Genomic DNA, 24,057 nt, shown 5'->3' with positions numbered 1-24,057 from the left:
CAGGGCCTGATCGCCTTAGCGGCGGGCCGATGTTCGTTTTTTGCGGGGCTGCTTGTCTGTCGCTTTGTCTGCGATCGACGCACTGCGACCCGCGTTTCTTTTTTTGTTTCGATTGCGGCGGATCAGATCGACGCGATCTCGCACTGCGGCTTCGGCGGGCGGTCCGCTAATGATTTCAAATTCGTCAGAGAGAATCGGCTTCTTCGTCTTGCGATCGACCAGAATCGGATCGGCGATTTCGCCGGTTTTCACGTTGGCGATGCGGACGCTCGCTCCTTCCGGTGCGCAGTGCTGATTGCCCCAGGTCAGCAGCGACAAGAGGACGATGCGAAATGACTCGGCCCTCTCGGTCGGAATGTACTCAAACCGCGGCGGATGGTCGTTATATTGGCGCCGCTCCAAAAGGCCTGCTTCGATCAGCGAATTCAAGCGACGCGTCAACATGTTGGGGGCAATTTCGAGATTCTTCTGAAACTCGTCGAATTTGGAGAGACCAGCCAGCGCATCGCGGATGATCAAAATGCTCCACCATTCGCCGACTTGCTCTAGGCTGCGCGCAATCGGACATCCCATGTCCTGAAAGCTTTTTCGTTTCATATCGCGCCTGACTGACGATGTCGCTCGATTTGCTGCAAGGCGCCCTGTGCGCCGTCAGCGACAGGATTCCATTTCCTGAGAGGTAACTATTTTTATGAAAGTTGCATCGCAAGACAAGACGGGCACAGCTTCCGGAGAAATTGATCGAGCTTGACCGAAAAGAGGAGCCGCTGGCGTCTCGTTTGCCTAGGGATAGATCTTAGACCAGTCATCTTTCATGTCGACGATCAGCCAGCCCTGCTGCGGCGCATCGTCGAGCGCCTTCTCAAGTTTGCCGATGTGCGAATCGCGATCGTAGGCCCATTCCCGCCTGGCGTCGGTATGGTGAACGAGCAATCCGAAGCCAGGCTTGTTATCTTTTGCATCGCTCGGGATCGTCGTGTACTGCAGCATTTGCAGGTCGCCGTCGGAATTGCCGGCCGCAAAGATCGGACGCCGCCCAATGTGGCGATAGATGCCGACCGGCTTGCCTGCTTTGTCATCAATGAAGTCGAGCTTGCCGGTCTTGAGGATCGTCGGAATGCCGTTGGTCATCTCAAACTTAGCGTCAAGCGAAGAGCCGACTACCTGCTCGGGCGGAACCTCGTACGTTCCTTCGGAAAAGACCCGTACAAAATCGATGCCGCCGCCGGTCACGATATAAACCTTAAAGTCATTCGCTCGCAGGTAAGCCATGAGTTCGAGCATCGGCTGGAAGATCATTTTGGTGAAAGGGAGGCCGGTTTGCGGATGTTTGGCCGTTGCGAGCCAATCGCGGACCGAAGTCTGGAACTCTTCGCCGCTGATGTCCGCATGGGTAGCGAAGATCAACTTTTCAATCGCCGGCATGCCGGTCGCCATGACTCCTTTGAGGTCTCCTTTCAACACGCTTTGAAACGGTTCGGTGTTGCTCCACTCTGGCTGATCGGGCGCCAGTTTGCGGACTCGATCAAGCGCGTACAGCCCTTGAAAGTAGAGGGGCTGCTCACTCCAAAGCGTGCCATCGTTGTCAAACGTTGCGATCCGCTCAGCGACCGGTACAAAGTCGGGCGAGCTCTGGTCGGTGACTCGCTCCACAAACTCGACGATTGCAGCCTTGGACTTCCCCTCGTTCCAGGAGGGCAACGGATCCATCGGCGTGGCCGACTGAGCCAACGCACTGCCGGCGATGGTGACGAATAGGAGCCCTGTCAAAATTAAATCATGGTGCATTCGCATGATGAGCATTCCTTAGTCGCCAGTTGGTCGAGGAAGTGGGCTGGAAAAAACGCGCCGGACACGCCGTGTCAAACGAGTGTCCGAGCCACAAACTGCAAACAGCAGATCGAAAATGTTACCCAAGAGGCCCGCCCAGGTCCGTTCTCTGTTTTCATCAACGCCAATTCGCCGATGAGCGTGATCGGAAGACTACTAGTGGTATATCACCCGATTTGCGGGCGTGCAAACAAATGCCCGTCCGATGGCCATGTTTCAACATGAAGATTCCATCGTATCCCGTGAACGTGCGGCCCCAATCATTGGTGCAGCCGAGCGCCTTGTCGGCGTCAGAGAGAAATGCGACCAACGCGTCATCGCCGCCAGGCTGGAAGCCGGCGCGATTGACCGTAGTCGTGGCCATCCTCTCTAGTAAAGCGGTCGATTGAGATTCGACCGCTCTGGGAATGGTTGCTGTCAGCGAACTTCAAGAGCTGCAGTTGAATCTATTTCAACCGCGCTGCGCGACTACGCAGCTAGTTCCTTAATGACCGCATCTCCCATTTCGACGGTCGTCACTTTCTGGCAACCCTCGGTCATGATGTCGGCCGTTCGCAGTCCCTGGGCCAGAACCGCTTGCACCGCCGCTTCGATCTGTTCGCCCAGTGCGACCGAATTGAACGAGTACTTCAGGAGCATCGCGAAGCTCAAGATCGTCGCCAGCGGGTTGGCGATTCCCTGGCCGGCGATGTCAGGCGCCGAACCATGAACCGGTTCGTATAAGCCCGGCGAGTCGGGCGCGCCGAGAGCCGCCGAAGGGAGCATCCCGAGCGATCCGGTCAGCATAGCCGCTTCGTCCGACAAGATGTCGCCGAACAGGTTGTCGGTGACGATCACATCAAACTGCGACGGACGTCGGCAAAGCTGCATTGCCGCGTTATCGGCGTACATATGCTCCAGCGTCACGTCGGAATAGCTTTCGGCATGCAGACGAGTGATCTCTTCTCGCCAGAGCTTGCCGGACTCCATGACGTTCGCCTTCTCGCACGAGGTGACCTTCCCTTGACGCTTCCGCGCGATCTCGAAGGCGACCTTGCCGACGCGACGGATTTCGGAGGTCGTGTAAACCTGCGTGTTGACGCCGCGGCGCTCGCCGTCGCCTAGGTCTTCGATCCCCCGCGGTTCACCGAAGTAAACGCCGCCGGTCAGTTCGCGGACAATCAGGATATCGAGCCCCTTCACGATCTCCGGCTTCAGCGACGAAGCGTCGATCAGCGCGTCGAACACGATCGCCGGGCGCAGGTTGGCGAACAGGTCCAATTGCTTGCGGATCTTGAGCAATCCCGCTTCGGGCCGAATATCGTAGGCGACGTTATCCCATTTCGGACCGCCGACCGCACCCATCAAAATGGCGTCCGACTTACGAGCCGCCGCCAACGTCTCGTCACGCAGCGGCACGCCATAGGCGTCGATCGCGGCGCCGCCGAAATAATCTTCCTCGGTCTCGATCGTCAGGTCGGTATGATCGTTGATCCAAGAGATCAACTTGCGGACCTCGGTGATGATTTCAGGACCAATCCCGTCGCCGGGAAGCAGGAGGAGTTTTTTGTTCATGGTAGTTCTGGGTGGGCAGCGTAGATGACGGGCCGATCAGCAATCCCCCCAGCTTACCTTCTCGCTAGCGGTCCGCGAAGGTGGGGGTGTTTTCAGCGGCCGGCCGACTTTCAAAACGTGCCTGGCCGCTTGTCTGCGACATTCCAGTTCTTGAGCGACTTGGTTCGATAGTCGCGCGTTTCCTTAAAACTGCAGCTGAATCTCTTTCAACCGCGATTCGGTCTCGGCCATCAGCGCGTCTTCGGCCGCTTCGTCGGCGGCGACATAGGTGACCGAGAACCGCAGGAACGCGCCGGCGTCATCCCATGGCACGGTGCAAATCGAATGCTCGGTGATCAAGTATTGCGACGCCGCTTCGCCGGAATCAAACGTCGGCCCGCCGACCACGCCCTTGGGGCTCTTCGTGTACAGGAAGTAGGTGCCGCCGGGCATTTCGCATTCAAAGCCGCACCGTTTCAGCATGCTGACCAACTTGGTCAGACGACGCTGGTACTTCTCTCGCGTGCGACCGGGGATCGACTCGTCGTCGAGGGCCGCGGCGGCCGCTTTTTGCACGGCGATAAACTGTCCTGAGTCGCAGTTGTCTTTGACGTCGGAGAAGGCCTGCACTAGCAAGGGATTGCCGCAGACCCAACCGATCCGCCAGCCGATCATGTCGAACCCTTTCGAGAGCGAGTGGATCTCGACTCCCACATCTTTCGCGCCGGGAACCGACAAGAAGCTGAGCGGCTCTCCGTCAAAGGTCAGCACGGTGTGCGCCGCGTCTTGAATGACGACGATGTTGTGCTTCTTCGCGAACTCGACGACCTCGGCGTAGAACTCTTTGGTCGCGACTTTGCCGGTCGGACTGTTCGGGTAGTTCAGCACCAGCAACTTGGTGCGGCGAAGGATATCTTCTGGGATCGCGGCCAGGTCCGGCAGAAAGTCATTCTCCGCCAGCAGCGGCAAACGGAAAACTTCGCCGCCGTAATAACGCGTATGCGTACCAGCGACCGGATAGCCGGGGACGGTCATCAGCGTGACGTCGCCGGGGTTGATAAAGCAAGCTGGGATCATCGCCAGCGCGGTCTTCGATCCGATGCAATGATTGATCTCGGTCGTCGCGTCCAGGCTGACGCCAAACATCCGCTGCATAAAGCGAGCGACCGCTTCTTTGAACGCGGCGATACCATTGTCGGCGTAGCCGCGGTTTTCGGTCTTGTTGATCTCGGCGGCCATCACCTGGCGAACCGACTCTGGCGCCATCTCGTCGTTTTCGCCGATGCCAAAATCGATGAGCTTCCGTTCGGGATGATCGGCCAGGGCTTTGCGTTTGGCCCGTTTGATCTTCTCGAACTTATAAATCTCGGTCCCTTTGCCATAGTTGGCCCCGCCGATGCGGTCGGCGAACAGCTGCTGAAAGTACGGATCGCTCATCGTTTTGCAGTTAATACAGGGGGAAACGGGCGGAAAAAGCGAAACCGATAACCTACCTCATCTGCTGTCGATCCGACAACCGCCCCGCTAGTTCGCCCGCAGCGCGTGGCAAACCCGGTTTTCGGGAGGTAAACTAGAAAATAGAAAATCAGCACCCCACCGCGATCTCGTTCCCCCGCCCTGAGAATTTCGAGGATACCTCTGTGACCTGTCCCCGCCGTTTCGCCTTGGCGCTTGCCTGGGCTGTTGTGACGCTGTTTGCCGCATCCAGCACCCAGGCCGAAACGCCCCCGCTCTGGAAAGATGGCCTGGTCGACGGTGATCGCGTCGTCTTTTTGGGGAATACCTTCATCGAGCGTGAACAGCACGAAGGTTATATCGAAACGGCGTTGACCGCCCAGTATCACGACCGCAACATCACGTTCCGCAATCTCGGTTGGAGCGGCGACGATGTCTTTGGCCGCTCGCGAGCTCGTTTTGGCAACGCCGCCGAAGGTTGGAACCATCTCAACAATTCGCTCGATCTGGTCAAGCCGACCGCCGCGATCGTTTGCTATGGATCGAACGCCGCGTTCGCCGGAGATGCTGGCCTCGACCAGTTCCGCACTGGTTACAACCGTTTGCTGGACGCCGTCGAGCGACACACCAAAAAGATCATGCTCCTCTCGCCGCCGCCGCAGGAAGATCTGGGCCGACCGCTTCCTGATCCAAAAGACCAAAACGCTCGCTTGGCGAAATACCGCGACGCGATCAAAGAGATCGCCTATCAGCGCGGCTATGACTTTGTCGACGTCTATGACGCGCTGGGCGACACGTTTAAGTCCGGCGTCGAAGGGAAAGCGACGCTGACCAGCAACGGCGTTCATCTGACGGAGTATGGGTATTGGGAAGCGGCCCGGGCGATTCGCAAATCGTTGGGCACGATCACGCCGATTCTTCCTCTGAAAGAATCGCGGTTGCCCCTTCGGGCGCCTTTGTCCGCCGCAGTTCCGTCCCCAAGTAACTGCGTCAGCTATGACGGCGAAGTAGAAGATGTGACTTTCGACTTCAAAGTGATGAAACGCACGACTCAGAACGGGATGTTCGAGTTGATCATCGATGGCGAAAAGATGGGGAGCTTCTCCGCAGAGCAACTGCAAGACGGCGTCGGCGTGAACGTGCCGAAGCTGGCCGACGCAGCCGAGAAATTGCGCCGCACGATCGTCGCCAAGAACGAACTCTTCTTTCATCGCTATCGTCCCCAAAATGAAACCTATCTCTTTCTCTTTCGCAAGCATGAGCAAGGGAACAACGCGGCCGAAATCCCCCAATTCGATCCCCTGATCGAGGCCAAAGAGCGCGAGATCGCGCAGCTGCGTCAGCCTGTGTCGCTCGACATTCAGTTGACGCCGCAAAAGTAACGCTCGCCTCCGTTTTTCCCCTACCCGCCCACGTCGACTTGAGACGCGAATCCTATGAAACCGTTTGCCCCGCTTGTTACGCTGTTGTCGGCCCTGCTGCTGACCGCTCCCGCCTTCGCCCAACGCGATTTGAAAGACATCCCCGACTCCGATCCAGCCAAAGAGCTGGAGACCTTTCTGGTGGCCGACGGTTTCGAGGTCAACTTGTACGCGTCGGATCCCGCAATCGCCAAGCCGATTCAGATGAACTTTGACGCTGAAGGCCGCTTGTGGGTCGCATCGAGCAGCATCTACCCGCAGATCGAGCCGGGTCAGGTCGCCGATGACAAGATCATCGTCTTGCAAGATAAGGACCATGACGGCGTCGCCGAAACCAGCACTGTCTTCGCCGATGGGCTGTTGATCCCGACCGGCGTGTTGCCCGGTGACGGCGGCGTGTATGTCGCCAACAGCACCGAGTTGCTCCACCTGCGCGATACCGACGGCGATGGTAAAGCCGATCAAAAACGGGTCGTCCTTTCCGGCTTTGGCACCGAGGATACGCATCACATTCTGCATACGCTGCGGTGGGGCCATGACGGCAACATGTACTTCAACCAATCGATCTACATCCATAGTCATGTCGAAACCCCCTACGGCGTGCGGCGGCTCGACGGCGGCGGCATCTGGCGCTTCCGTCCCGAGACGATGGAGCTCGATGTCCTCTGCAAAGGCTTTGTCAACACTTGGGGACATCACTTCAATCGCTACGGCGCCGACTTTGCGACTGATGGCGCCTACATGGAAGGGATCAACTACGTCTTCCCCGATTCGGTCTTCGTGTCTTCTCCCAATGCGCGACGGTTGGTCAAAGGTTTGAACCCCGGCAGCCCCAAGCATTGCGGGCTCGAGATTCTCAGCGGCGGCGCACTGCCGGATGATTGGCAAGGGAACTGCATCACCAACGACTTTCGCGCTCATCGCGTTTGCCGTTTCATCTTGGACGAAGAAGGCTCTGGCTACTCGAGCCGTCAAGGCGAAGAGCTGATCAAAACGTCGCACGTCGCGTTTCGTCCGGTCGATGTCAAAATGGGCCCCGACGGCGCGATCTATATCGCCGACTGGTACAACCCGATCATCCAACATGGCGAAGTCGACTTCCGCGACGATCGCCGCGATCAAACGCACGGCCGCATTTGGCGCGTCACGCGCAAAGACATGACGCCGCTCCAGAGACAAGAGATCGCCGGCGCATCGGAGCCGGAACTGTTCGAACTGCTCACCGCCCAGGAAGAATGGGTCCGTCTGTGGGCGAAGCTGACGCTCAAAGCTCGCGGCGCCGAAGTCGTGCTGCCCGAGTTGGAGCCGTGGGAAGCGAATCTCGACGGGAACGATCCCCTCTATCTGCAAAAGAAGCTGGAAGTCCTCTGGATCTATCAAAACCTGAATCTGCCAAACGAGCGGCTGTTGGCCGAACTGTTGGTCTGCGATGACCACAACATTCGCGCCGCCGCCGTTCGCGTGCTCTCGCAATGGGCCGACCGCATCGCCGAACCGCTGTTGCTGTTGGAAGTCGCCGTCACCGACCAACACCCGCGGGTTCGGTTGGAAGCGGTCTGCGCTCTGGCGAAACTCAACAGTCTGACCGCGACCGAGATCGCGTTGCTGGCGCTCGATCAGCCGATGGATCGTTTCCTGGACTTCGCGCTGTGGAGCACGCTCAACGAGCTTTCGCCCGCTTGGCTGCCGAAGGCCGTCAAAGGCGAGATAGCACTCGACAAATCGCCCGAGAAATGGCTCTACGCTTTCTCGGCGGTCGAATCGGGCGACGTGGTCGCACCGGCGCTCTCGCTGCTCAACGCGCCGGAGCTGACCGACGCCGCGCGGCGTCAATCGCTGGACCTTGCCGCACAGCGCGGCAATCCCGATCAGCTGCGTCGGCTGCTTGATATCGTGCTGAATGATACGGCCAATGCCAATGCGGCTCGTCGCGCCGAGCTGTTGACCACCCTCTCTTCCGCATTTGAAAAACGGAAAGTGAAACCCTCTGGCGACCTGACCCAAGTGGGCGAGTTGCTTGACGCGCATAGCGACGCCGTCGCGATCGCCGCCGCCAAAGCGGTTGGCGAGTGGCAAGTCGCCGACCTGCGTGACGAACTCGCGGCGCTGGCGACCACCGACTCGCCTGCGGTGCAAACGGCCGCGCTCCAATCGCTGGCCCAATTGAAAGCGATGGACGATCTGATCTCTTTGGCCGACAAGGCCGAAGGGATGCAGCTGCGCCAAGCGGCGACCGCCGCGCTGGTCGGCGTCGCCCCCAACGAAGCGGCGAAGCGAACCGTCGCCCTGTTGACGGCCGCCAAATCGCCCGCCGCCGCTGGCCTGGTCGCGCCTTATCTGATGCGCAAGGGTGGTCAGGCCAAACTGGCCGCCGCGCTCAACGAAGCCAAGCTGAATGCTGACGTCGCAAAGATGGCGATTCGCGCCGTGCGATCCAGTCCCCAACCAGAGCAAGCGTTGATCTCGGCCCTCGGCAAATCGGGAGGAGTCGGCCAAGGAGAAGCCAAGGTTTGGACCGACGAAGAGCTGGCCGCGATCACCAAGGCGCTTGCCGGCGGCGATCCGGCGCACGGCGAAGAGATCTTCCGCCGCACCGAACTGAGTTGTATGAAGTGTCACTCGATCGGCCCGGCCGGCGGTTTGGTCGGCCCCAACTTGATCAGTCTCGGCGCCAGCGCTCAGCCTGATTACGTGGTCGAGTCGCTGCTGCGGCCCAGCGCCAAGCTGAAGGAAAACTACAACTCGCTGATCTTGCTGTTGGACGACGGCCGCGTCGTCAGCGGCATCCCGGTTCGTCGCACGTCCGAAGAGCTGATCTTGCGTGACGCGGAAGATAAAGAAATCGCCGTGCCGCTGGAAGCGATCGAAGAGCAGAAGGATGGTCAGTCTCTCATGCCGGCCGGCGCTGTGGACGCGCTGACCACCGAAGAGATCGTCGATCTCGCCGCGTTTCTCGCGCAGCTCGGCAAAGTCGGCCCCTATGCGATTAGCCCCGCGCCGATCGTCCGCCGCTGGGAAGCGTTGGAGTGGACCGAAGAAGGGCATAGCCGTCTGAATCGCACCAGCAGCGACACCGCATCGACCGACGACGCCGCGTTGACCTGGACTTCGCGTTATAGCAAGGTCGACGGCGCTTTGCCGCTGGAAGAACTGCCGCAGATTCAACCTCACAAGATTAGCCCTCCCCTCTCGTTTGTCCGTTTCCAGCTGAATGTCGCCAAAGCCGGCAAGATCACGCTCGACTTCGGCGACATCACCGGTCTGAAGCTGTGGGACGGCGAAAGCCCGACCCCGCTCGAAAAGCAAATGACCTTCGATTGGCCCGCCGGCGAAAAGCGGATCACGCTCGAAATCGATCGTGCCGCGCGAACCGCTCCGGTCAAAGTCGAAGTGATCGAAGCTGACTCGACCGGCCGCGCCGAACCGATCGGTGGGAAGTAGGAAGAAAAGCGGAAACGGGGAAATGGAGAAGATGTTGCGCGTGGCGTTCCTGCAGCATCGCCGATCGACGCCACACGAGCCCGCCGCGGCGCAAGCCAAGGGAATCGACTCGCCACTACCGTTGCAGTTCCGTATCGCCATACTTCCCCAGCGAAGTGTGGACCGGACCGGACCGCTGCAAAAATTGATCGCGAAACTTCCCAGCTTGCCTGCGAGTGAATCTGCGTAGGTTGGCAGCCGATCTCAGAGGGTTGGACCGGACCGCCGCGTTTTTTTTGCGAGCGGATTGGACTGGACCGCAGCACGTTTTTTTTCCAGCGTTCGAGTGGACAGGACCTCCGTCCCGTTCATTCGCGCTTCCTTCCACCCTCGGGTTTCCGCCTTTGTGATTCGTTTCACAATGTGGACTGGACCGCAGCGCGTTTTTTTTTTGGCGCTCGAGTGGACTCGCACGCCACGTTTTTTTTGAGGGTTGGACCGTTGGACCGGACCGCTGCATTCCCGGGACGTTGGAATCGCCATTTCGCCAGTGGGTTAATCTGCGCAAACGAAAGCCCCGGCCGATTTCGCAGCTTGACCCAACCAGCAGCGCCGCGCAAAGTTCCCGCGCGCTGAGCGCAATCGACCACACTTCCGTGCGCTATGTCGAGAGACAATCTTTACCGCGCTGGCACAACCAAACTAGGCGCCCGGCGCCAAGCTCTTACCGCGTCTTCGCGTGCCCATGATGGTGCGTGAGTCTCCCATTGGATTCCAGTCATTTCAACGATCGCGAAATGGCGCCTACGAACGGGAATTCCCTCCAACGTCCTCGTCGCTGTTATGGGTGCGGACCTGGGCCTGCGTCGCTTTCGCGACTTTGCCCCAGGCTAGGTTGGGACGGTCCGCTGGGCCTAAGAAGTTTGGGTGCTGGCTGCTTCCGGCCCGGATTGTGTTTGCTTGGTTCGAAAAAGGGCACTTCAAACCTCGCGCGTCGGGCGACGAAGAAGCTGCAGGAAATGGCTGGGGCGGGCGCATAAAAAAAGCCGTAAGTCTTGTTAGGACTACGGCTTACTGCAGTGAGGTTGCTGGGGCTCGAACCCAGGACCTACGGATTAAAAGTCCGTTGCTCTACCAACTGAGCTACAACCTCGGGTGGGAAACATGCCAGTTTTCGCGAATTTGGGCGGACCGTCAAGGGGGCTAACCTGTCCGCTGGGTAGCTGGATAGAGAAAGTAGCGGGAACTTTGGTTCGCTCGGTTTACGAATTTGGGAAATAGTTGTGGGGAGCGACTCGGAATTGGGGCCTTGGGAGGACATGCTCTGCTCGCGAAGACGCAGAAAGAGCATGGCGCTAGGCTTGGAGCTACGCGAGGATGTCGTGGACGACTTCGCCGTGGACGTCGGTTAGGCGCATGTCGCGGCCGCTGAAGCGGAAGGTGAGTTGCTCGTGATTGACCCCCAATAGGTGCAGCATCGTCGCGTGCAGGTCGTGGATCATCAGGCGGTTCTCGATCGTTTTGTAGCCGAACTCGTCCGATTGACCATAGCGGACGCCTCCTTGGACGCCGCCGCCGGCCATCCAGATGGTGAACGCGAACGGGTTATGGTCGCGGCCGTTGGCGCCTTGGGCGAACGGCGTGCGGCCGAATTCGCCGGCGAAGACGACCAGCGTCGAATCGAGTAGCCCGCGTTGCTGCAGATCGGCGAGCAGGCCGGCGATCGGTTTGTCGACGGTTTGCGCGTTCTTCTCATGACCCTCCTTGAGATTGCTGTGCTGATCCCAGCGATCGCCGTTGCCGCCGGGGCAGGTCAGCTCGACGAAGCGGACGCCGCGTTCGATCAGCCGCCGCGCGGTCAAGCATTGTCGGCCGTAGACCTTCGTGTTGTTGAACTTATCGTTCAGGCCATACATTTCGAGCGTCGCCGGCGTCTCGTCGCGGATGTCCATCAGCTCTGGCACGGCGGTCTGCATGCGATAGGCGAGCTCGTAGTTTTTGATCGCCGACTCCAGCTGATCATCGCCGCCGGCGTTGGCTTGCGCGGCGCGATCCAGACGTTCGATCAGGCCGAGCTTCCGCTTTTGCAGTGCGGCGGTTCGATCGGCGGGGCGAATGTTGGCGACCGGGGGATCGCCGGGGTTGAAGATCGAGCCTTGATAGGCGGCCGGCAGAAAGCCGCTGTTGAAGTTGTCGATCCCGCCGGGCGGGATCAGCCCACCGTTCAGCACGACGAAGCCTGGCAAGTCTTGATTCTCGCTGCCGAGACCGTACGTCGTCCACGCGCCCATGCTAGGGCGGCCTTGCAAGCCGCTGCCGGTATGCAAAAAGTAGTTGGCGCTGGTGTGCTCTGGAAACTCGGAGGTCATCGAGTGAATCATGGCCAGCTTGTCGGCTTGCGAGCCGATGTGCGGAAAGAGCTCGCTGACCGGCAGCCCGCTCTCGCCATACTGTTTGAACTTCCAGAGGCTCGCCAGCGTTGCGCCGTTGTTGTTGAACTGCGTCGGCTCGGTCTTCGTTGGGAACGGCTGGCCGTCGTACTTGGCCAGCGCCGGCTTCGGGTCGAAGGTATCGACCTGCGAAGGGCCTCCATCCATGTAGAGGAAGATGACGTTCTTCGCTTTGGCCGCATGGTGCGGCGCTGACGAAGCGTCGGACGCGGCGAATGAGTTATCCCCCAGCAGCGCCTGCAGTGCGACCGCAGCGAACCCGCACGACGCCGACTTTAGCAGATCGCGGCGCGACAGCGGTTGCGGACGATAACGATGACAATGCGACATGGTGAGCCCGGCTTAGCGGATGTAAATGAAGTCTTTAACGTTGAACAGCGCATGGGCCAGATCCCCCCAGATCTCGGCGTTATTGTCGGCCGCTGCGGCGGAAAGCTGCAATTGCTCGGCTCGCTCGGCAAAGTAAGCGTCTGCGGCGGCCGCTTCTTCGTCATAAGGAGGACGACCGAGCGCGGTGACAAACATCGCGGCGATCCGCTCGGTGCGCGGCGCTTGGTCTTGCGCGACTTGGGCGCCCCAGCGCTGCGCTTCGGCGTACATCATCGGATCGTTCAGCAAGATCAGCGCTTGGGCCGGGACGTTCGATTGGTTGCGGCGGCCGACGGTCGACGCCGGTTGCGGCACGTCGAAGGCCAGCATCGTGGGGGAGAGGAAGTTGCGGCGGATCGAGAGGTAAACGCTGCGGCGGCCGGCGCCGTCGATCGGGCCGCTGGCCGGACGACCGCGACCTTGCATGAACTCGGTCAGGTAAGTCGGCACGCTCGGGCCGTACATTTGCGGATCGATGCGGCCGCTGATCGCAAGGACTTCGTCCCGAATCGCTTCGCCGGTCAAGCGCCGAATCCGCATCCGATGCAGCAGCTTGTTTTGGGGATCGAGCGTCTCTTCGGCGCCGCCTGGTTCGCTCGACATCGCGTAGGTTTGCGTCAGCACGATGCGGCGAATCATCCGCTTCAGCGACCAGTCGTCGGCGATAAATTCGGTGGCGAGATAATCGAGCAGTTCGGGATGGGTCGGCTCTTCGCCGAGGACGCCGAAGTTGTCGACCGACGCGACGATGCCGCGACCCAGCAGGTGATGCCAGAGTCGATTGACGATCACGCGCGATGCGAATGGATTGTCGGGCGACATCATCTCGTGGGCCATCTGCAAGCGGCCGCTTCCCAACGCGTCAAACTCGTGACTGCCGCCCAGCGCGACCGGCAGCCCGCGCTGCGCTTCGTCACCCAGGTTCTTCGTCGCGCCGCGAATCATCACGCGTTCGTTTTCGCCAGAACCATCCCACATGGCCGGCGCCAAACGCGAGCGAAAGCGAATTTGTTGGACCAGCTCGGCTTCTTGGGTCTTGTGATTCTCGGCGATCTGACGCAGTTGGATATCGAGGTCACGATCATGGTCGAAAATCAGGCTGCGGTTTTTGACAAGCCAATCGGCCAGCAGCGCTGCGGCCGGCTGGGCGGAATCGCCGATCGATGCGGCGGCGCGGTTGAGGAAATCGGCGAAAGCGTTCGCCAGGCGTGCGTCGCTCGGCTGTTGAGAGTCGTCGTTTGGATCGAGGACGATTCCGGCCAGGGGAACCGTCGTGGGCGCGTCATAGCGCGGCGCCGCAGCGCCTTCGGCGACTTGCAAGATCTCGAGCGGCTCGTCCCCCTCGGGCGAGAACTCTAAGTGGATGCGATGTCCTTGGTAGTCGCGCAGGTCATGGGTGATCCACTGCGGGCCAGCGGCGGCGTCCTGTTTCCAAGTATGGAGCGACGCGCCATGCAGCGGACCGTTGATCATGCGATGGGAGTCGATCACGGCGAAGGCGCGACCGCTGCCGCGGACCAGATAATAGACGCGGCCATCGGTCAGCTCGAACGTGGGCGTCCGGACGGTGCGGCCGGCCTGATCCCAGTTGGCGATTTTGCCTTGTTCGTGCTGGACGTCTTTGGCGCGACCGAGCTTGTTCCATCGCACGTCACGCACGGCGGCGCCAGCGGTGCGAACGCCGATCGGCATGCCATCGGTCGACAGTTGCAACTGGCCGATCCGCTGCGGCGCCAGGCCAAACGCATAGCCGTTGGTGCGCCATTGTTTTTCGTCGGCATGAGCGAAATCAAAGAGCACTGGCGCTGGCGCCTTGGGCTCTTCTGCGAACGAACGCAGCGTTTCGGTTCGCTGATCGTCGGCCATGGCGGCCAATTTTCCGAACGGATGCAGCGGATGCTGTGATTCGCCAGCCGCTTGTTGCAGTTGACGAACCAAGCCGGAAAGCTGCTCGACCGAGACGCCGTGCTTCTCGGCGATCGCGGTGCGATCCGCGTTTGGCGTTTGGATGACGGTGCGAGCAGCCAAGTAAAGCGACTTCCACTTCGTCTGACGGGCGCTGGCCGATTCATCGAGCACTTTGGTCAGCGCGGCGCGTGTTTGTTCGTCCAGTTGTGCTAATTGCGCGGCGACCTGGCCGTTGTGCTCCATCGTTTCAAAACGGACCTGGCGATACTCGGAACTTTGCAGGAACCCGAATTGGCGGTAGTAGTCGGCCTGGGAGATCGCGTCGAACTTGTGATCATGGCAGCGCGCACAAGCGATCGTCAGCGCCATGAACGACTTGCCCATCACGTCGACCATGTTGTCAAAGCGATCGGCTTCGTCCTTGCGAATGTCGACCGGCGAGTGGACCCATTCGCCCAGATGCCAAAAGCCGGTTCCCAGGATCGATTCGTTGAATCGTTCGTCGGGATGCAGACGCGGCTGTTCTAGCAGATCGCCGGCAAGATGTTCGATCACAAACTGGTCGTACGGCAGGTCGTTGTTTAGGGCGCGGATGACATAGTCGCGATACTCGTGGACGTTGGGAATATCATAGTCAAACTCATGGCCGCGCGATTCGCCGTAGCGCATTAGGTCGAGCCAATGGCGCGCCCATTTCTCGCCAAACTGGGGCGAAGCGAGCAGACGATCGACGACCTGCGTTTTCGCATCTCGAGATGGATCGGCCAGAAAAGCGTCGATCTGCGCCGGAGCCGGCGGCAGGCCGATCAGGTCAAAGTAAACGCGGCGCAGCCAGGTTCGGGGATCGGCCGGCTCGTTGGGCGTGATCTTGTGTTGCTCGAGCTTCGCCAACACAAAGCGATCGATGTTGTCCTGCGGCCAATCAGCATGCGACACTTTGGGGGGAAGCGGATGAGCGAGCGGGCGCCAGGCCCAGTGTTGTGATTTGCGTGCGTCGATATCGAATACTTTTCTGACAAACGCGGGACCTGCTTCTTGAGGCCAGGGAGCGCCGATCTGGACCCACCGCGTCAGCGTCGCGATCTCGGCGTCCGACATCTTGGACTTTGGCGGCATCTCGTAGAGATCGCCCCAGTTGATCGCGTCGACCAATAAGCTTTCGTCCGGCTGTCCAACTTCGATCGCAGCGCCGCTATCGCCGCCCCCCAAAATCGCAGCGCGCGAGTCGAGACGCAGATTGCCGGCGGGCTCCTCCGCTTCGGCGCTGTGACATTCATAGCAGTGCCGCACCAGGATCGGACGGACTTCTTTTTCAAAGAACTCGACGTCGGCTGGGGGGAACTCTTGCGGTTGATCGGCGGCCTGGCTTCGCGTTGTCAACGACGCGGCCAACATGACCAGCAGCAAGGCAATATTTCGACGCGACATGCGGCGACTCGTCGGGCGGGAGGAAGGAGCACCAGGAAGAGGCGGGAACCAGCGAGCAGGCGCCGGTTTCCCTCATCCTAGCCGCCTAGAACGGCAGGGTCAAAGCGTATTCCCGCGGCAAAATAAATCGCGCGACGCCGTTACAAGGCGTCTTCGTTGCAGCGAGGTTTTCCGCTTTCCCCAGTCAATTCTTCCAGCGCTGCGGCAAAGACGCTGTAGGGCCCTTCGCTGAAGAGGACAAAGCGGATCAGTCGCGGTTGCGAGTGATAGGGGATCCAGCGGATCGCCGTCTTCAGCGCGATGCGGGCCGCCAAATCGAGCGGATAGCCGTACGCGCCGCAACTGAGCGCAGGAAAAACAATACTGGTTGCGTCATGCGCGGCGGCAAGTTCCAGACATCGCGTGTAGGCGGCTTCTAGCTGTTTCTCTTCGCCGGCGCCGCCTCCTTGCCAGATGGGGCCGACCGCATGGATTACGTAGCGCGCCGAAAGCTTGCCGGCCGAACTGATCACTGCCTCGCCGGTGGGGCATCCGTCAGGGTATCGCCGCCGCGTTTCTTCCATGATCGCTGGCCCCCCGGCTGCGTGGATCGCGCCATCAACACCCCCGCCGCCGGCGAGCCGACTATTGGCCGCGTTGACGACAATGTCGACGTTTTGGTCGGTAATGTCGCCGATTGCCAGCTCAATCCGCTGGTTTCCCCATCTTCGCTCCATTAAACTTCTCCTGCGCTGGTCGGTTTGATTGAGTCTATTTTAAGACTTAATTGGGTCGAAGCGAAATTTCTGCCGATGAGAAAGATGATCCGAACTAGATTCGCCAGCAGGAAACGAGAAACGTCGATATGCGATTTTGCCTGACCATCTTGGGAATTGCGCTGCTTGCTAGCGTCGCAGCGGCCCGTGATATCTATGTCGACAACATTCGCGGTGATGATCATCACATCGGAACGATGCCGGAGCTAGGCGTCAACGCCGACGGCCCGGTTCGCTCAATCGCCAAAGCGCTGCGCGTGGCGCGAAAAGGGGATCATATCGTGCTGAAGAACACCGGCGTCGCTTATCGCGAATCAATCACCTTCCAAGCGGCCCATCATAGCGGATTTCCCGGCAGCCCTTTTGTGCTGGAAGGGAACGGCGCGACGCTGGACGGTGCCGCTCTGGTGCCGGTTGACGCTTGGGAAGTGGTCGGGGACGACTTATATCGCTTTAGCCCTTGGCGGAAAGCGTTCAACATTTTGTTTATGGATGACAAGCCGCTTGAGAAAGCTGCGATCCGGACGAAAGAAGATCTCGCCGCGATGCAGCCGTTGGAGTGGGCGCTGTTTGACGACCATATTTATTTCAAGAGCGAGAAGAATCTAGGGCTCGGCGGGTATCGTCTGACCTATACCGGCCTGACCGTCGGCATCACGCTGTACGACGTCCGGTATCTGGAAATTCGCGACCTGATCGTGCAAGGCTTTCAGCTGGACGGCATCAACGCGCACGACAATGCGTTTGAGGTCGGTTTGAAGCGGATCACGGCTCGCGGCAACGGACGCAGCGGCGTCTCGATCGGGGGCGCATCACGGGTTGACGTGACGGGGGCGCTGCTGGGCAACAACGGCGTCGCGCAATTGCGGAGCGAAGGCTATTGCCAGGTTTCGATCAAGCAAAGCGACTTGCTCGACAATACGGCGCCCTCTATTCAACGCGAAGGGGGAAAAGTGGAAGTGGACGGAAAACCGTACCAGCCGCAACCGGCCGCCGAAGTGCAGCAGGCGTCTGCCGAAGAAGAGATCGAAACGTATATGCCGGTCAACTATCTCGAAAAAGTGTTGTCACACTTGGACGTGACGACGAAATAGGGGACGAAGTTTCGCCGCGTCACTCGGCCGGCGTGCTTTCGGTGGAGATATCGACGTACGCTTCGCGCTCATGCTCGTGCTCTTGTTCTTCTTCCGCTTCGTGCATCAGCACGCCGACTTCTTTGCGGTAGAACCAATAGTAGACGACTCCGACCAGCGCCATCAAAATGGTGATCACGCGATAGCCGAGGGCCACGATCGTGCCGATTCCTTCGGCGGCCGGCGGAGTCGGCACATGTTGGTACAAGTAGTTCATCGCCAGTTCAAACGTTCCCATCCCGCCGGGAGCGATTGGTAACGCGGCGAAGACCATCGACAACGGGACGATCACCAGATGCTCTATTAGAGTCGGAGCCTCGGTAAACAGGCCGTGAGCGATGCAATAGACCGACATCGCAAACAGGACGTGAATCGACAGACTCATCACGGCGATCACCGTGAGGACCAGCGGTTGACGGCGATAGAGACGGACTGCGTCGATCAGCTCGCCAATTTTAGAACCGACCTTTGGCAGGTTGCGGAGCAGCTCGGAAACGCTCCCCCGCGTGAAGCCCGGCAGTAAGATCATGCCGACGCCGAGACCGCCGACGATCGTTAGGCCATAGATAATGTTCAATACGGTCAGCATCGCCGTGTCAGCGACGGTGCGATCGATTGCGAGCGTGGCCAGTGACGTTACGACCAGCAGTGCGTAGAGCCCGATCATGCGATCGACGATTACCGTGGCGAAGGCGGCGGCCCGATTTTGCGGATACTCGCGGGCAATAAAGATCGCCTTGAACAAATCTCCCCCCACACTGCCGGCGCCGACAAAGTTGAACAGGAAGCCGAGGAACCCGAGTCGCAACGCGTCGGTCACCCGAAACGGCATTTGCAGCGTGATGACCAGCATGCGCCACCGTAGAAACGTGCAAATGAGCGCCGTCATCGCCAGCGCAAACGCCAGCGTCAGCAACCCCCAATTTTTGGGTGAATCGCGGATCTGCAGCAATTCGTCGCCGTGGTTGACCACCAGATCACGGATCAAATAGGTCAAAATTCCTGCCGGAATCGCGAACTTCAGCAGCGTCAGAAGGGTCTTCTTCAAGGAAAGTCTGTCCACGTAACGAGTTAAACAAATTTGCCGACGGTCATGAGGATCGCACTGCGTCCTTGACACTGGCCGGATCGGTTGATAATTTTAGTTCTTTGTCGCTGGACTTGCGGACGACGTGAGGTACTTTCCGAAGTCGCTGCTCTGAATCGTTGCTTCCAATGATTCAGGTCAAAGAGCTTAGCACAAATATAGCCGGGGGATTAGCTCAGCTGGGAGAGCGCTTGCATGGCATGCAAGAGGTCGCAGGTTCGATCCCTGTATCCTCCACTTCAAGGCCGTTTGCGATCATTCGCAGACGGCCTTTTTTTATGCGCTTTGCGGAAAAGTTTCGAAGTTGGCGCCGATTGTATAGGCCAGTAGAAACGCAGCCGTCGACATCCGCTAGCTTGGCCGGCTGTCAGGCCAAAGCGAAGGCGGAAACGTTCTCTCGGTCGAAAGGATCCTAGGCAAATGTCCGATATGTCGCTGCTGCTTATGCTGGACGAAGTGCGCGGCTCGACGCTGCGACAATTGGAAGGGGTTACCGACGCCGAATCGCACTGGCACGCACCAACTTTGGCGAACTCGATTTTGTGGCATGCCGGACATTGCTATGTCGTCGTTGAACGACTCACGATGGAGCCGCTTGGCCGCGAGCCGATTGCGCCGCCAGACTGGATCGAACTGTTTGGCTGGGACAGCCGTCCTGGTGAAACGCCAGCCGACGCGTTTCCCCCGTTGGCCGAAGTCGTTGCACAATTGCAGTCGCAACATGCGCGGCTCCGCGGCATGTTGGCCGAGCTGAGTGAAGAGGATCTATCGCAACCGCTGCCGCAGCGCCCCGACCGAACCGCGCGGCATATGATCCTGCATGGCTTTCAGGACGAAGCGTCGCACAAAGGAGAGATCTGGCTGCTGCGGAAAATGTGGGCGCGACGAAGCTAAGTGCAAGGGGCTCCGCAAGCCTCCCAGGCTGTTCTCCCTGCCTTTTGCGGCGACCGTTCACGCGCTCCGATAGGTCACTAGATTTAGCGATTCTCTGAGTCGCTCTGCAACGCCTAGCTCCTCGTCTTGTGACCCCAGACATCGGCTTCGCGTTCCTCTTAACCACGCGTTTTTGCTGGAGTCACCGCTTTGGTTTTACGCCTGCGAAAACCCCTGTGTGGGTATTGCGGATTGCCGCATTGGCGGGGTGTGGTTGCAAGCATCGGTGTTGAGATGGGTGGATAAAAAAGCCTGGGCTGGTCGTTCCGATTATTCTGCCAGGCCTCTACGGTAAGAACAGTACACGTACATCGCCTCCTAAAGGGCGCAAAATCCCCTCAATCGGCGGATCTCCAAAAAATCAGGGAACTCTGATATCTCGCCCCAAAAACCCTTATTTGGTGGTAATTGACAGTCGAAACAAAGGACGGATAGCTCGGTTTTGCGTTTGGTCCGAATTGCATCGTCTGAGACTGATGGTCTTGGAAATTGCATTGTGCCCGTTTTGGGACGGGCTTGAATGAACGCCAAGTGGCTATCTGTTATTTGGATTGATCACGTTCAACCGGTGGAAATCACATTTCCCTTCGCTGGTAAGCGAGGTCATTTTACTTGAAATGCGCAACCATCTTTCTCACTGGTTTTTGGGGTGAACGAATGAACTTCGATTCTTCACATCGACAAGTTCGGCACGAGCAGACTCTTTGTGCGAAAAGATCCGGTGAGAACCGTGGCGTCCGATTCCTCTTCGCCGGTTGCTGTTTCTTGACCGTCGTCAGCTTGGGGGCGCTCTGGTCAGCGAAGACTGTCGTCGCTGCGCCGCCCCGGGATGCGGCCCAATCAACTGGCCTCTACCAATACGTCGCCCCCAAGTCAAAAGCGGCCGCGACGAATCTGCCGCGGCCTACCGCCGCGAATGCACCGGTCAATCCGCTGCGAAAACTAAACAAGGAAAATGCGGACGGGGACGCGACTCAACAATCTCGCCCAGTTAAGCCGGTGCAATTTGAACTGGTTGCGCCGCAACAAGAGAAGCGAGAGAGCGTATCGGATCCGGAGGCGACGGGTCCGACAATCCGTCCTTTGAAATTGGACTTGCGCCAGTCGGCGCCTGGATTGATCAAACAGCACCAGGTCGCCGCCCAGGTCGATCCGCCTGCCAACGAGATTCCCCCGCCCCGGCCGATGGAAGGCATCGATACGCCGCGCGCTCCCGAGGGAGACGATACGCAACGTCAGATATTGATTCAGTCGGCCCGCAACTCGGTCGCTTTGGGAGATCTTCCGCAAGCGGTAGAGCGTTTCGAGGCCTTGTTGGAGGTCTTTCCTAACGACGTGGAAGGTCGCTTGGAGTATGCCGGCATCTTGGCCCGTTTGGGACGAACGGATCAAGCGGTCACCAACTATCGCCGCGTGGGTCAACTCGATCCCGGCAATATCGAAGCGATCTCGGCGCTGGCCGATTTGTTGGTCGGTAAAGATCAGTTGGAGGAAGCGTCCGAATTGCTGCAGCAACAGCTCAAGCAAAATCCCAGCGACATTTCGACGGCGTTGCGATTGTCGTCCATCTATCTGCAAACCGGCAACCGCGTTTTGGCGATGGAAACTTTCAACGAGTATGTGCGTTCGGCCAATCTCGGGAATGCGAACCGCGTTTCCGCTGCAACGATACTATACGATTTGAATGATCCGGCCGGCGCGATTCAGCTGCTCATTCCGCTAATGGAAACGGACGTGTTGGGGCATGACGGTCTGAAGCTGGCGCTTCGCTGCTATGCGACAGTTGGCGGTTTTGAATCGATGCGGAACATGGTGAACCACTATGTGCAGCTCGATCCGCAGAACGTTCCGACGATTTTAGAGTTGGGCGAAGAGCTGTTGGATGAAGAACGTTTTCAAGCGGCCCTGTGTTTGCTTGAAGAAGCGGCCCGCTTTATCGAACCAGAAGCCCAGATCTTGACGCTGCTGATTCGCGCTCGCGTGGGCGAGTTTCAGCTGCCGGTGGCGTTGCAGGCGATGGAAGAGTTTTGCGGCGTCATTCCGGAATGGGAGCGTACGCTGCTGATGGGCGAGATCATGTATCGCTCTGGCAACTATCTGGAAGCGTTGTCGGACTTCGAACAAACGCTGATGATCGACTCCGAAAACGCCCGCGCCGTCTATGGCAAAGCCCGCGCTCTCCAAGAGCTAGGGCAATACGACTTTGCCGAAAGCGTGCTCGCTTCGTACTTGATGGCTTATCCTGACAAACTCGGGACCAAGTTTCGCTTGGCGCAATTGCACGTCGATCGACGAGAATTTGGACGGGCCGAATCGCTCTATCGCGAGATCCTGAACAAGAACCCCGGCGTGGTTTTTTGGCTACGAAGCGTATCTCCGCATGTTGATCAAGCAGCATCGATACAACGAAGCCGTCGCGCTGATCGATCAACTGCGTGCGACCCGGCCTTTCGAGAGTTTGCTGATGTCGCAGCTCCGAATTGAACATGCCTACTTGCTGGTCAAAAAGGGACAGTCGATCGAAGCGATGGAGTTGCTGCGGAACTTTGAGCCAGCGTCGAAACTGCAATTGCCGCGCGGCTATTTTGTGATGTACCAGGCCGCTTGCGTCGCTGGCGATACGATGGTCGCCGAAGGCGCCAAGGTCAAGTTGATGGTGCTCTGCAGCGAATCGCTGGGAACGGCGGTCCGTGTTGCGGACGAGGCCTTGTCGGATTGCATGCCGCAGTTGGCCGTGGAGATTCTCGAGCAAGCGCGGGCGATGAGCGGCGATCAGCTGGCGTTTATCGTTCGCCTGGCCGACGCCTACGTCTCGACCAACAACGAAGAGATGTTCGTTCTAGCGGCGGATCTTTATCGAAGCGTGCTGACCATGTCGCCAACCAACGCGAGGGCGCGAATCGGGCTGGGACGCGTGCTCAACCAAATGGGACGGTATCACGACTCGCAAGAGGTCTACTTCAATCTGAGCCGGGACATGCCGAATTTTGTCACCGCTCAGCGGGAAGCGGCGCGCTTGATGTATGCGACCGAAGGACGCGTCCAAGGGGACGGCGCTTACGCCGTACTCCTAGAGCAAGCGCCGCGACACTCGCCGATTCCGCATAGCCCGCCGATGATCGGACCGTCGCTTTCAATTGATCCGAGCCGTTACGAGTCGCATGACTTGACCGGCGCAATTTCGGTAGAACGCCAAGCGAAGGCCTGGAAAGATTGGCGCCCTACCAAAGCGATCGGCGAATATCAAAGTCTGATTTCGATCGAACCTTCTAATCAAGACGCCTACTTTGACTTGGGACAGCAATACTCGACCAAAAATCGCACCCGTGCGGCGATGGGCGCCTATTCGCAGTTGCTAGATGTAAATCCTTGCCATTACGCGGCGGGCATCGCGATGGAAGGGACTTCACGCAAGTTGGAGCCGCGGGGGACTTTTGACTTCCTCTACTTCGGGCAGAGCGGACGTAACGGTTTGGCCAATATCAATCGTTTGAACTTTGAATGGGGCGCCGAGATCCCGTTTGGCGACGAAGACGAGTACCTCCGGTTTGAGTACTCTCACCTGGTCTATGATCCGAAAACGACCGGAACTGTTTTAGGCAACTCTTTTGGCGCCGGCATCTATGACCGGTTTTTGGAAGATTTCACCTACTTCGCCGAAATGGACGTGCAAACCTTTGACGAAGGCTTCAAATCGCGGCCGGTGTTCGACGTCGGCGTCAACTGGGATATCTGCTGCGACGCTCAGGTTGGGATCGGCGGATTTTTAGAGAACGTCGCCGAAAATAGCGAATCGATTCGCCAAGACATCTACATGGGCGGCGGTCGCTTGTCGGGTCACGTCAAACCGCTTTCGCGGTGGGATGTCGAATCCCAGTACCGCTTCATCGGCTATTCGGATCACAACTTCCGTCATGACTTCTTCGTTCATAACAAGATTCGTTTGCACGAAGCGCCGAACGAATTGAACATGATGGCCGACTATGACTTCCTGTCGTTTGACGAAGATTCGATCTTTGGTCCCGGGCCAGGCATTTTTGGCACCGTCCATCCTTATTTTGCTCCGTCCGGCTTTTCGCAAGTCAGCCTAGGGTTTGAGTGGAAGCATCACTTCAGTCGTTTTTACTTTGACGGAGCGCCGCAGCGCTGGGCGTCGATCGAATATCGCGCCCAGTGGGACTCGCAAGGCCAGTTCTACAACATCGGCCGCGTGAAGGGGTACTGCGATATCTATGGCTGTCTGGGGGCTGGCGCCGAGGCGCACCTGACTCGATCAGGCGTCTACAACAATGACATCGCTTACGCCTATCTCATTTTGTGGTTTCCCTAATAAAA

At 58.8% G+C, this 24,057-nt stretch carries 15 protein-coding genes and 2 tRNA genes; 7 read left to right on the top strand and 10 right to left on the bottom strand.

Going from position 1 to position 24,057, the window contains the following annotated elements; translation table 11 throughout:
• Window positions 1-15: 15 nt before the first annotated feature.
• The 5 genes from DSM3645_RS26105 to DSM3645_RS26085 all read right to left on the bottom strand — a co-directional run bounded on the left by DSM3645_RS26105 (window position 16) and on the right by DSM3645_RS26085 (window position 4,800).
• Complete coding sequence (locus DSM3645_RS26105; protein ID WP_002655656.1) at window positions 16-597, bottom strand: winged helix-turn-helix transcriptional regulator; 582 nt, start codon at window positions 595-597, stop codon at window positions 16-18.
• 186 nt (window positions 598-783) lie between these two features.
• Window positions 784-1,794: an HAD family hydrolase gene (locus tag DSM3645_RS26100; RefSeq protein ID WP_040353399.1), complete on the bottom strand. Its 1,011-nt coding sequence runs from the start codon at window positions 1,792-1,794 to the stop codon at window positions 784-786.
• 154 nt (window positions 1,795-1,948) lie between these two features.
• Complete coding sequence (locus DSM3645_RS31550) at window positions 1,949-2,194, bottom strand: hypothetical protein (protein WP_002655654.1); 246 nt, start codon at window positions 2,192-2,194, stop codon at window positions 1,949-1,951.
• Between the two features lie 104 nt (window positions 2,195-2,298).
• A complete protein-coding gene (gene leuB, locus DSM3645_RS26090) occupies window positions 2,299-3,384 on the bottom strand; it encodes a 3-isopropylmalate dehydrogenase (RefSeq protein WP_002655652.1) in 1,086 nt (361 codons plus the stop codon).
• 183 nt (window positions 3,385-3,567) lie between these two features.
• Window positions 3,568-4,800 (bottom strand): LL-diaminopimelate aminotransferase, encoded by a 1,233-nt coding sequence (locus DSM3645_RS26085; protein ID WP_002655651.1) that lies wholly within the window; start codon window positions 4,798-4,800, stop codon window positions 3,568-3,570.
• A 203-nt stretch (window positions 4,801-5,003) separates the two neighbouring features.
• Here DSM3645_RS26085 and DSM3645_RS26080 point away from each other — a divergent pair, with 203 nt between their 5' ends.
• Window positions 5,004-6,200, top strand: a complete 1,197-nt coding sequence (locus DSM3645_RS26080; RefSeq protein WP_040353033.1) for an SGNH/GDSL hydrolase family protein — start codon at window positions 5,004-5,006, stop codon at window positions 6,198-6,200.
• 54 nt (window positions 6,201-6,254) lie between these two features.
• Window positions 6,255-9,680, top strand: coding sequence for a PVC-type heme-binding CxxCH protein (locus DSM3645_RS26075; RefSeq protein WP_002655649.1), 3,426 nt, complete (start codon window positions 6,255-6,257; stop codon window positions 9,678-9,680).
• 1,059 nt (window positions 9,681-10,739) lie between these two features.
• Here the strand turns inward: DSM3645_RS26075 and DSM3645_RS26065 are convergent.
• The 4 genes from DSM3645_RS26065 to DSM3645_RS26050 all read right to left on the bottom strand — a co-directional run bounded on the left by DSM3645_RS26065 (window position 10,740) and on the right by DSM3645_RS26050 (window position 16,530).
• Window positions 10,740-10,812: transfer RNA gene (locus DSM3645_RS26065), tRNA-Lys, on the bottom strand.
• 214 nt (window positions 10,813-11,026) lie between these two features.
• Window positions 11,027-12,439: a DUF1501 domain-containing protein gene (locus DSM3645_RS26060; RefSeq protein WP_002655648.1), complete on the bottom strand. Its 1,413-nt coding sequence runs from the start codon at window positions 12,437-12,439 to the stop codon at window positions 11,027-11,029.
• A gap of 12 nt (window positions 12,440-12,451) precedes the next feature.
• Window positions 12,452-15,814 carry a PSD1 and planctomycete cytochrome C domain-containing protein gene (locus tag DSM3645_RS30100; RefSeq protein ID WP_002655647.1) on the bottom strand — a complete coding sequence of 1,121 codons (3,363 nt, stop codon included), beginning with the start codon at window positions 15,812-15,814 and terminating at the stop codon, window positions 12,452-12,454.
• Between the two features lie 140 nt (window positions 15,815-15,954).
• On the bottom strand, window positions 15,955-16,530 hold the full coding sequence (locus DSM3645_RS26050; RefSeq protein ID WP_002655646.1) for a macro domain-containing protein: 576 nt from the start codon (window positions 16,528-16,530) through the stop codon (window positions 15,955-15,957).
• A gap of 128 nt (window positions 16,531-16,658) precedes the next feature.
• On the opposite strand from DSM3645_RS26050, the gene DSM3645_RS26045 reads away from it, so the two are divergent.
• Window positions 16,659-17,663, top strand: a complete 1,005-nt coding sequence (locus DSM3645_RS26045) for a hypothetical protein (RefSeq protein WP_002655645.1) — start codon at window positions 16,659-16,661, stop codon at window positions 17,661-17,663.
• 19 nt (window positions 17,664-17,682) lie between these two features.
• On the opposite strand, the gene DSM3645_RS26040 is transcribed toward DSM3645_RS26045, so the two are convergent.
• Window positions 17,683-18,750 (bottom strand): lysylphosphatidylglycerol synthase transmembrane domain-containing protein, encoded by a 1,068-nt coding sequence (locus tag DSM3645_RS26040; RefSeq protein ID WP_002655644.1) that lies wholly within the window; start codon window positions 18,748-18,750, stop codon window positions 17,683-17,685.
• 203 nt (window positions 18,751-18,953) lie between these two features.
• On the opposite strand from DSM3645_RS26040, the gene DSM3645_RS26035 reads away from it, so the two are divergent.
• From DSM3645_RS26035 to DSM3645_RS26020, 4 genes are all read left to right on the top strand, one after another.
• Window positions 18,954-19,026: transfer RNA gene (locus DSM3645_RS26035), tRNA-Ala, on the top strand.
• A 183-nt stretch (window positions 19,027-19,209) separates the two neighbouring features.
• Complete coding sequence (locus DSM3645_RS26030; RefSeq protein WP_002655642.1) at window positions 19,210-19,683, top strand: DinB family protein; 474 nt, start codon at window positions 19,210-19,212, stop codon at window positions 19,681-19,683.
• Window positions 19,684-20,487: 804 nt separating this feature from the next.
• On the top strand, window positions 20,488-22,206 hold the full coding sequence (locus DSM3645_RS26025) for a tetratricopeptide repeat protein (protein ID WP_040353031.1): 1,719 nt from the start codon (window positions 20,488-20,490) through the stop codon (window positions 22,204-22,206).
• Window positions 22,103-24,052, top strand: coding sequence for a tetratricopeptide repeat protein (locus DSM3645_RS26020; protein ID WP_002655640.1), 1,950 nt, complete (start codon window positions 22,103-22,105; stop codon window positions 24,050-24,052). The genes DSM3645_RS26025 and DSM3645_RS26020 overlap by 104 nt, the downstream gene beginning before the upstream one ends.
• Window positions 24,053-24,057: the final 5 nt, after the last annotated feature.

This window comes from Blastopirellula marina DSM 3645 (genome assembly GCF_000153105.1).
Lineage (GTDB): Bacteria > Planctomycetota > Planctomycetia > Pirellulales > Pirellulaceae > Blastopirellula > Blastopirellula marina.
The sequence above is the reverse complement of the archived record's forward strand: the minus strand, read 5'-3'. Positions and strand labels throughout refer to the sequence as shown.